The organism is Vreelandella sp. L-25, assembly GCF_056857535.1.
The window spans coordinates 146,183-155,607 of sequence record NZ_JBSXNH010000058.1 but is presented as its reverse complement, the minus strand read 5'-3'; the positions used below and the strand labels follow the sequence as shown (position 1 = coordinate 155,607).

The window sequence follows — 9,425 nt, the reverse complement described above, 5'->3', positions numbered from 1 at the left end:
TGTCTGGCTGCGTCACGGCTTGGAGAGTAGAATTGCTCATGGCGTATCCGTCCTATGTTGGTTGTGATCTGGCGAGATCAATCAACAGGATACGCCACCCTCTCTACTGCCCTCCATACACAAGAACTGAGCTTAACTCGCTGCCTGGGCGGCAGCTAACTAGAGCATATCAAATATAGCGTGCTGATTGTTAAAGAGCTTTAGGTGAAAAAAACGGCACCACCCTTTTCAAAGTGATACCGCTAAGTGATTGATTATTCGTTGCCAATTACTTCAATAAAAAAAAGGGTCAAAACCACGGCACCGTCGCTTGGGGGCTTAACCCATAATGGTTGAATGTTCCTCCAACCTCGCTATCTGCAGGCTTGCTGTGCTCAATAAACAAGCTGAAGCGCTGCTGAGTAGAGCGGCTATTGATCGTCACAAAGGGCAGCTCAATGCGTTTGTCTGCCACTTTGGCGTATAGCTGTTTGGCTTCCGCTTCCGTGATGTTGTGACGCTTGGCATAGCGTTTGGCACGGCTGGGGCTGCCCGTATTAAACTGCCGCCTCGACACGTTAATTTGCTTAGCATGGTCGGGTGCCGCCAGCACTTCGCTTACGCTAACGTGGTCTCGCATCCCCGTTAGCCATGCGTCACTCATTAGCTGTTTTAGACGCGCTTGAGTGCCGTGCAATCGCAATTGATCGCCCAAGCTGCACGCGCGAACGCCGTGTTTATGCAGGGGAAAACTTACGCCGATATCGTCGCTTTCCAGGTCAAACAGCGCCCGGTGCAGTTTGTTATACAGCGCGCCCATTAGCATCGCTGGAGCAAAGTCAGGATCAGGTCGCAGCCGAATATCAATATAGTGATCCATGGCTTACCCCGCTTCGCCGAACACGCCACCACGGATGAGTGTTGCCATCACAAAGTGCTGGTTTTCCTTGGAAGGCACTTGATCTTTGATCATCCAGTTATCCAGCAGTGAGTAAAAGTCGGCCTTCTGCTTGGGCTGGCGGTACGCTTTGCCTTGAGTGGTCACTGAACCATAAGGCTCGACAGCAATAGGCCCAAGATCTTCATCGTTTTCATTGGGGTACCAGGTGTCGATGGTACGGATGGCGTTACCCAGTTTTTGCGAGTGAATACCGGCAATATCGCTGACGTGGTAAAGCGTTTTGCTTTTGTCGCCTCGGCCTCGATCAAGAATCAGCTCTTGAGAAGGGAACACCTCTTGACCACTGCCCATGCGGACATAGGCCACCACCTCCAGCAGCAAGTGCTGCTCGCCCGCCAACGCAGCGGCGATGACACCCGCCAGCTCTTTAAGCTCGGCAGTATCCTCGAAAGCACGCAACGAAAGTGACAGTGCATCAAACGTCCACTCTTTGGTGGCTTTGCCTTGAGCCAACTGGCGAATACTCACTTCTACTTGCTCTGCGCCCATGCGGTTGCGCCACAAAAAACGACCATTGGCGAGGTTATTGGCATAACGATGCGCCAGCTCGCCGAAGCCTTGTGCTTGTTTATATTCGGCAACGGCCTGTTCTAGCTTGGCTTGGTACTCAGCGTTATTACAGGCTGACGGTGTTCCCGCACCAGCCAGCACGCGCAAGGTGAAACGGGCGACCATGGTATCTGCATCATGGGGCAGTGTGGCTACATCGACGGTTTGTAGATTGGGGTTTTCAATCTGCGCATCTAGTTTTGCGGGGTCTTGGTCTTTGGCTTTCAAGCGGTTGGAAATGGTGCCGCGCACCGATTTTTCGCGCACCTCAACCGGCTGCCACTGCTGTTCATCTTGCCGCTTATCCCAGTTGCTGGCGTATAGCAGTGCATCGGAAGGGTCGAGCTTGCGCTCAAACGCGAGGACGGAAGCGGTTTTGAGGGTATCGTTTTTAGCCATGATAAAGCTCCTTGTTTACTGTGCTGAGGCGCGAAGGTGATAGTCGTTATTGAGACGGTAGAGGCCCGCTTCTTCGTCGTTATCAACGTACCAAAGCAGGTCTTCAGGTTGCTTCATGCGGTGCGGGCTAACCCATTCACCCATGGAATAGAGGCTTTCGACAAAGCGGAACGGGGTCTTGGTATCGCGGGCGTTGGCGACTTCACCTGGTTGGAAAAGATCTGAAATAGCGCCATAACCCACTGGAATGGGCACCAGCCAGCCACGATAGGGCCGCTGCGCCTGCCAAACGGGCTTCTCGTTGGGTTCGCCTTCATTTTCTAACGTGCACACATGGTTAAGACGAGAGAGGTCTAACCATGCATCCAGTAAACTGGCGTCTGGATGTTGCTGTTGCAGTGTTTGAAGGCGCTCGGTGAGGTAATCATCCCGCAGTGTGAGGGCAAAGCCCGGCAGCCAGCGCCGCTTTAAGCGCGCGAACTGCGTTTGACGCCGCTCTTCATCGTCATCAAGCATGACCCATTGCGGGCGTTGTTTGTGGCTTGGTACCGCACGGTTAGGGATGACACTGCCTCCGGCAATGCGCATGCCCGATACAATCTCACTGATTTGATGGGCGATAACCTCATGCTCGCTTTCTGCAGCGCCGGTATCAATCGAGAAAATCAGCGTGATATCCAGATGGATACGCCCTTCTTCTACAATCGCTGCCGTACCGCCTGTCTTATCCACCGGATTACGCGTCAGGTGAAAGCCACGGATGTAACCACCCTCAGTGGCCTGGGCTTCAAAGTCATGGCAAATAACCCCAACGCGGCCTAACGAAACAGGAAGACTCGCCTCTGCTAACTTCCGCTCTAGAGCATGCATCAAACCTACAAATGCACTCATGGCAGGAAAGCCCCAAGTCATTGGGCTGGAAATCGCGTTGGCGTTTTGTACCCGTAGGCGTGGCAGAACTAGGAGGTTTTTTACTTCACTCATCGTCATCACCTCCTGGCAGGTTGGTTAAGTCTTCCGTTAGGCTTTCCATCCAGCGGCGATCACGATCCTGCAGGCGTTGAGGGGTCGCATCTTTTGCGAGCGCTTTCTTCCAGTGCCGGAACTCCACATCCCCCAAAGGCAGCTTTCCGCCTAACGCGGTATTGAGCCAGCTAGCAAAGCGGTGGCGAATATCGTCGGCCCACTCCACGCTGTTTCGCGCTTCACGAAAAGCGATATCCTCTTCGGCGCGACCAGGGTCTAGCCAATACATTTCTTCTACTGATAATTCGCACTTTTCATCGTCGCTCCAGCCCGCAGGCAGGCTATGCATCTGCATGGCAAACAGCGCCAACTCATCCATCAACATGGCGGTGTAGTCATCGCGCAGGTCGCGGGTGTGCATGTCTGACGTAGGGTTGGTTTCAAGAAACTGTTTGAGGTCTTTAACCAGCGAACGTACGTCTGAACGACTGCCAAAGACGCCAGGATGAGAGAAAACCGATGCGACTTTCAGCGGTGGGCGAATATCGCGCACATTCCAACTGGGTGGCATGGAAGCTAACAAATAGTTATTGCCGCCCCGCTCGCTATTCAGCTGCGAGATGTTTTGTGGCTTGGTGCCACCCATTTTCTGTGCAGCCAAGTTGGGATAACTGCGCACCGAGTGCTCAGCGTATTTGCCTTCCCGCTTGGCTTTACGTGCCTCTTTGGCCTCTTCGCTAAAACGGTCATAGTTAATGGTTTGAAAGACACGGTGCGCCAGAGAAGTGGCGTAGAGCGGTGCTATCAGATGGAAGTTCTCAGCGTCATTTTCTACGTCTGCGGCATCATCTCCCACCAGCCAGTAGAGCTGTTTGCCTCGGGTATGCGAGGCATGCTCACCGCGCGGTTCGGTAATCGCTGCAAAGGCGCTGATCCACGCCTGAGCTTGCTCAGGATTATCGCTTAACGCTTTTGCCAGCTCAGTGTCATTTTCCAGCGCCCGCTCAAGCAGCGACTTTCCCTCAAATTGCAGCTTCAAGAACTTATAGACATCCAAGGCGGCAGCGTTCCCTACGACATCGCCCGCAAAATCAGCGGGCAGCGTGTGGCTGCCGACAAGAGAGTGGTTATTTAGCGACTCAGGTGGGGCGTAAAGATTGGAGCCTTTGGCATCGGGATGAATAGGCTTGAGGGAGTGGGTGACGACTTGTAGTTGGCCAACGCGTCTTGCTGCATCGTTGACCCAGGTATCGAATTGAAATTGCTCCACTAGCGCCTGGTATTTGGGATCGTCGGGCTGCAGCTTTTCCGCCTTGGTATCGAAGCGCTCTTTTAAAAATTGCTCAATCGCACTTCGAACACCCTTCTGCTGACTATTTTCCATAGATCATCCTTAAGGGACTCACTTAATTAAAATGAAGTTGCATTCACACTAAGCCAACCCTCATATTTTTGCAAACCAATTATTGCGCAGCATGCAGCATATAGCTCCCTGTGCTATTATTTTATCTCTGTTGGACATACAGCTCAGTAAAATTAATGCGCTGCAATTTTTAGCTGCCGCACAGGCAGTCCCAGCGTGACATCCTTTTAATTCAGTACTACTATTAGTACTACTATTTGAGAGCGCTTATGGCAAAGCTTGATAAGCTTTTGGATAAAGCACGTCGGCAGCCTAAAAGCATGGGCTTCGACGAGTTAGCGTATCTTTGCGATCACTACTTTGGCCCTCCTCGCCAGCAAAAAACCAGCCACAGGGTGTATAAAACACCTTGGCCCGGCGACCCTCGCGTTAATATCCAGCGGGGCAAAAATGGCGAAGCCAAGGCTTATCAGGTACGCCAAGCGCTCGCTGCCATTGATAAATTGTCGTCATCAGCATGACGATTGGAGTTGCACCATGGTGAACCATACCCATTACACCTACCGCATTCGCTGGTCTGAAGAAGACGACCAATTCGTTGGTTTATGCACCGAGTTGCCCAGCCTCTCTTGGCTTGCCGATACTCACCAAGAAGCGCTGGAAGGTATTCTTTCCCTCGTTGCCGATGTAGTGGTCGATATGGAAGCCGAAGGCGAAACACCCCCCACTCCACTTTCTGAACGCCACTACTCTGGTCGTTTTAATGTGCGCATTCCCCCGGAAAAACACCGTGAGCTTGCGATTAAAGCTGCAGAGGAAAATATCAGCCTCAACCGCTTAGTCAGTGACCGGCTCGCGAACGCTTAGCTAGCGGCTGCGCCAAAACCCCAACACCGGGTGATACCCCCACCGCTGGTTTCTAGCCGAGGCAGTGACCGTGCCGAAGGTACGGGCGGCGCGATCCAGGGAGATAGCCAAGTCTTCCGCTAAGTCAGCCAGCGCCGTTAAGTAGTCGCTTGCGCCCCATGGTTGTATCCGCTCGCCCTGTTCTTCTGATAGATCTATCCGCAACAGCAGGCTTTCTTCCACCGGTACGTAGAGCTTTTCGCCTCGCTTTGCGCCATCGTCTACGCGGTGTAGCGTCCAGGTTTCACCGCCCTCATCAGGCAACAACGCTAGCGTTATTTCAGGTTCGAGCTGCTGGCGAAATGGATCACGCTGAATCAATACACCGGTTAAATGTAGCTGCGGCATCACATGCCAACTGTAGGCTCCTAAGGGCGGAGGCTTGGGCGTTTTGCCAATTCGTAGCTCTTTTTTGGTTAACGGCTCGGCAGGCTGCTCGATCATCAGTTGGTGCAGCCGCTCATGTTCCAAATCGACAAGGCTATCTTTGGCGTGCAGTGTTTCCCGCGCCAGCACACGGGGGCGGGCGTCAATCACCTTGTACTCATCTTCCGTTAACAGCTCACTAAGCGAGTGGCTACTTAGCCGCCATTGAAGATCTGTTTCAAAACCAGGTTTGTGAAAAGCAGGCTTTCCAGGCTGCTCCCAATGCTTGAGATTGGTATCGAGCAGCAAAATATTGGGCGACTCACACACCTGCTCGCGATGTCGGCGTACGCGGCCCGCCAACTGAATAATCGAGCGCATGGACGATGGCTCTACAATGGCCCAATCATAGTCGTGGTCGCGGCCCACCTCCGTTACCGGCGAGCCAAGCACGATAAACAAGTGGTCGCTCTCTTCACTGCTATCCAATAGGCGGCGGATATCCGGCTGCTGAAAAACGCGATCAGGCTCCGCCCGTTGCAGTGTTCGATCTAACTGGCGCTCAATGCCAGAGCGCATCACCAACGGGTGGCGGGAGTGGTAAACGCAGAGGTGGATGCGCACACCTTCCGGCGCGCCCTGCTGAAACAGCACCCTGGCGACATCCACTAAGGGATCAATATTAGCCATGCGAACCAAACCAAAGCTGACCCGCTTGCCCGAATGTGGATCAACGGAATGATGCTGCTGGTGAAGCGCTAGCGCATTCTCACGCAGCAGGGTTGCGGTGGCGGGTCTTATCTCTTCAGGGCGTTTGCCCAACGGCGGCAACGCTAATATATCCGCGCGGCGGCGTACCGGGCTTTTGGCGAGGCGTTCTAACCGACGTTTGGCAAAGTCTTGATGCGCGGCCTTGAAGGTCTCGCTACTGGCACAGCTTTCATGCTGGCGGTCGTGCTCGTCGAACCAGGCGCAGCAAATGTCCACCGCCAAGCCCGGTTCGCCCCGGTGGCGCTGAAAGGCTTCACGCCCACTGCGATAGGCTTCATACAAACCCTCCACCAGCGCAGGCGGCAAGGTGGCAGATGACAGCAGCACCCTTGAACCTAGTAGCCCCGCCCAATTGACTAATCGAGTAAGCGCAGGCAGGTCGTTGATATCGAAATCGTCGATTTCATCGAGCACTAAATCGCTGCTCATCAGGCGCAGCATGGGCACGATCTGACGCCCGCCGCGCGTGCTCTCCGTGGCGGGCATTAGATGATCAACGGTACATACCAAAATGGGAGCGGCAATCAGCGCGCGAGTGCCCGGCTCATCGCTTAAACGGCGCAGTACCGGGTGACTATCAAAATTGCCGTCAAACACCACGTGAGCATCTTCTTCAATCAGCACCTGTTTGGAGGCTGAACCACTGGCTTCGGCTTCTTGCTCGTAGTGCTCAAACAGGGCTTTATTAGCGCTGCCACCCACGCGCACGGCGAGCTCGTCTTCACCTAAATGCAAACGATCACGTAAAGCTTGGCCGGTTTGAAGGGTTAGGGTGCGCAGCCCTAGCGCAATGCTAAAACGCGCGCCCTGCTGAGGGTTGGCCAGAGCGTACATAATGCGCCCATTGGCGAGGGTTTTACCGCAACCGGTAGACGCCATGTTAATGCCAAAAAAGCCTTGGCGCTGACTGCGCTCCCTAAGCGATTGGGCCAGGTCGAAAGCTTTATCCTGCCAGCGAAACCGTGGGTGGCTACTGCGCTTACGAAAGCCTTTATGGCGGGCTAAACGGGGTAAGTGGCTATCTACGCTGGGTAGCGCACGGGCGACCGCAGCGGCGTGTTTCTCAACTCCTAAAATATGTTCGTCTAACGGCTGATTAGGCTTGCCGGTTTTGCGCACGGTATTGGCAATTAATGGGTAGTTGGGTTCGCCGCGTACACGGTGCAGAGGGTCTTCAAGGCTTGAGTAGTGGTGGTCGGCCAGCATGAGGCTAAGCCGCGCTAAATGCATGACGTAGTGGCTTTCCAGCCAGTGGCCATCCTGTTGCAGCCGCGCCTGTAACCGCGTGGCAAGCTTCGTTGCGCGCTCACGCCAGCGTTGCGTGCTAACGGGTAATCCGCCCTTGAATTGCCAGTAGGGCGCGATGCGCGCTGGGTCTTGCGTCTCGGGAATCTCATTCCACTCAGCACTGATGGACTCAAACAACTGGGGCAGCTGTTCAGCTTGCAGGTTGGTCTTTCCACCCCAGCGCTGGGGCGTATCAGCATCCGTTGGCGGCGGCTTCAGCGGCAGGCGGTGGTGACTAAGCACCAACCAAGAGCGGCAGCCAGCGGTGGCAAACGACTAAACACCGCTGAAGTAGCGCCGTCTAGCCCATCACGCTCTAACCCCACCAGCCAGTCCTGCTCTTGATAGTCACCTTCGGCCAGGCGCGCCAGCCAGGTGGCGTCATCGTCACTCCCCACAAAGGCTTGAAACAGACGCAGCGATATCCACTCATGACGGTATAAGTTGCGCCCATCTACTTTGCCTTTGAGCCGCTGCTGAAAAGCATCACAGGCTTTCCCAAGATCGTGCAGTAACGCGGCCAAGGCAGTGAGCAAGAGAATATCTTCACCGCTGTGCCAGTCATTTTCATCGCGGCGGCGCAGGATATCTCGGGCGGTGGTATTGGTCGGTACGGCTCCATTGAGATTGAACTGGGCAGCATCCCCCACTACCCACATCAGCTCGCTGTGGTCGTGGCCACGAATCCAGTGGCAGGCAACGGCGGTATTCTTACGGGCGGTTTTACGCAACAGCTTACGCAGCGTATCCAGCCCGGCTTGGGTAATCGGTGTTTGCCACGCGCGGTCGCCCCGGCGTTCGGCAAACTGGTCGAGGATGCGGCGCGTTTCTTTTAGGGCATTTTTATTGCACTGGGAAATCAGCAGCACGTTCATGAATCAGTGCTCCCAAGCGCTTGGGCGACGTCCTTGAGCGTATCAATCATGAAGTCGAGGGATTCGGTACGGGTTAAGCGCTCAATACACGCTTGGCGGAACTCTTGCTCTTCATCGCCGCGCATGGCGGAAATAAACGCCTGGGGCAGGATGACGGCGTCTTTTACCAAGTCCGCCACATCAAAAACCAAGCCGCCCCGGCGGGTTTTACCGTGCAGTACTGCCAATCCATGAGGAATCCCCAGTACCCAAGTGGCGGTCGCCGCCAACCCGTAAGCGAGATAGTTGCCGTGATCGAGAAAGCGATTGGCGGGATCGGTGCCTGTGCCACGCTTGGCGCGGGTAAAGTCGCCGTAACCTACGGCAATAACGGCAAGCTTAAAGAGCGTCTTGGTCAGTCGCGCTTCTAAAGTGAGTAGGTCAATCGTGCTAGGTGCTTGGCTAATCGCTTCGCGGTGATGGGCAAGGGCACTGTGTAGGTGGTCGGTGGCAATGCTAAAGCCTGCCTCTTTCATCACACGGCTTGTCCACAGCGCTTCAATACGCGCAAGGCGCGCCTGCTGAAATGCGCGGGCGGCATCCAAGCGTTTGGCATCATCAAACCAAAAACGCACCCAATATTGCAGATACTCCGTGGGCCGGTACTCGCTTTGTGGCGTCAGCCAAGCGACATCCACATCCACTTCATTGGCAGCGAACAGCGGTGTGCCACCGCCTCCACAGAATCCGACTAACACACCCGCTTTGGCGAGTTCACGCATGGCGGCTTGGGTAATCGAGGTGCCCGTTCCCAGCAACAGGGAAGTGGTATTGGCAATGGGGATATTCCAGTAGCGGGATTTGCTGCCCTCATCGGTCACGTACTCCACTCGCCCACCATTCACCAATACTCGGCAGTGCTGGAGGTAATAAAGGTTTGCACGCTTGGAATGCAGGATGGTTTTAAGGTCAGAAGGCGAAAAGTCATCCATGGCAGCTCTCCCTATATTTTTTACCTATCTAA

The 9,425-nt window shown here is 54.5% G+C and carries 9 protein-coding genes; 2 read left to right on the top strand and 7 right to left on the bottom strand.

What is annotated here, in order from left to right:
* Positions 1–289 precede the first annotated feature (289 nt).
* Genes cas6f through csy1 form a run of 4 tightly spaced genes read right to left on the bottom strand, consistent with a single transcriptional unit; the run spans position 290 to position 4,238 of the window.
* The gene (gene cas6f, locus AC13CN_RS07405; protein WP_172515228.1) at positions 290–859 is read right to left on the bottom strand and encodes a type I-F CRISPR-associated endoribonuclease Cas6/Csy4; all 570 of its coding nucleotides are present in this window, start codon (positions 857–859) and stop codon (positions 290–292) included.
* A 3-nt stretch (positions 860–862) separates the two neighbouring features.
* Positions 863–1,888 carry a type I-F CRISPR-associated protein Csy3 gene (gene csy3, locus AC13CN_RS07400; RefSeq protein ID WP_062361883.1) on the bottom strand — a complete coding sequence of 342 codons (1,026 nt, stop codon included), beginning with the start codon at positions 1,886–1,888 and terminating at the stop codon, positions 863–865.
* A 15-nt stretch (positions 1,889–1,903) separates the two neighbouring features.
* Complete coding sequence (gene csy2, locus AC13CN_RS07395) at positions 1,904–2,872, bottom strand: type I-F CRISPR-associated protein Csy2 (protein WP_253556832.1); 969 nt, start codon at positions 2,870–2,872, stop codon at positions 1,904–1,906.
* Complete coding sequence (gene csy1, locus AC13CN_RS07390) at positions 2,865–4,238, bottom strand: type I-F CRISPR-associated protein Csy1 (RefSeq protein ID WP_062373693.1); 1,374 nt, start codon at positions 4,236–4,238, stop codon at positions 2,865–2,867. Before csy1 ends, csy2 begins: the two co-directional genes overlap by 8 nt.
* A 248-nt stretch (positions 4,239–4,486) precedes the next feature.
* On the opposite strand from csy1, the gene AC13CN_RS07385 reads away from it, so the two are divergent.
* Positions 4,487–4,738: a toxin HicA gene (locus tag AC13CN_RS07385; protein ID WP_054640917.1), complete on the top strand. Its 252-nt coding sequence runs from the start codon at positions 4,487–4,489 to the stop codon at positions 4,736–4,738.
* A 16-nt stretch (positions 4,739–4,754) separates the two neighbouring features.
* Positions 4,755–5,084 (top strand): type II toxin-antitoxin system HicB family antitoxin, encoded by a 330-nt coding sequence (locus AC13CN_RS07380; RefSeq protein ID WP_054640916.1) that lies wholly within the window; start codon positions 4,755–4,757, stop codon positions 5,082–5,084.
* Here AC13CN_RS07380 and cas3f read toward each other — a convergent pair whose 3' ends face one another.
* Genes cas3f through cas1f form a run of 3 tightly spaced genes read right to left on the bottom strand, consistent with a single transcriptional unit; the run spans position 5,085 to position 9,393 of the window.
* Positions 5,085–7,790, bottom strand: coding sequence for a type I-F CRISPR-associated helicase Cas3f (cas3f, locus tag AC13CN_RS07375; protein WP_253556833.1), 2,706 nt, complete (start codon positions 7,788–7,790; stop codon positions 5,085–5,087).
* Complete coding sequence (locus AC13CN_RS07370; RefSeq protein ID WP_253556834.1) at positions 7,763–8,422, bottom strand: hypothetical protein; 660 nt, start codon at positions 8,420–8,422, stop codon at positions 7,763–7,765. Before AC13CN_RS07370 ends, cas3f begins: the two co-directional genes overlap by 28 nt.
* Positions 8,419–9,393: a type I-F CRISPR-associated endonuclease Cas1f gene (cas1f, locus tag AC13CN_RS07365; protein ID WP_054644984.1), complete on the bottom strand. Its 975-nt coding sequence runs from the start codon at positions 9,391–9,393 to the stop codon at positions 8,419–8,421. The genes AC13CN_RS07370 and cas1f overlap by 4 nt, the downstream gene beginning before the upstream one ends.
* Positions 9,394–9,425: the final 32 nt, after the last annotated feature.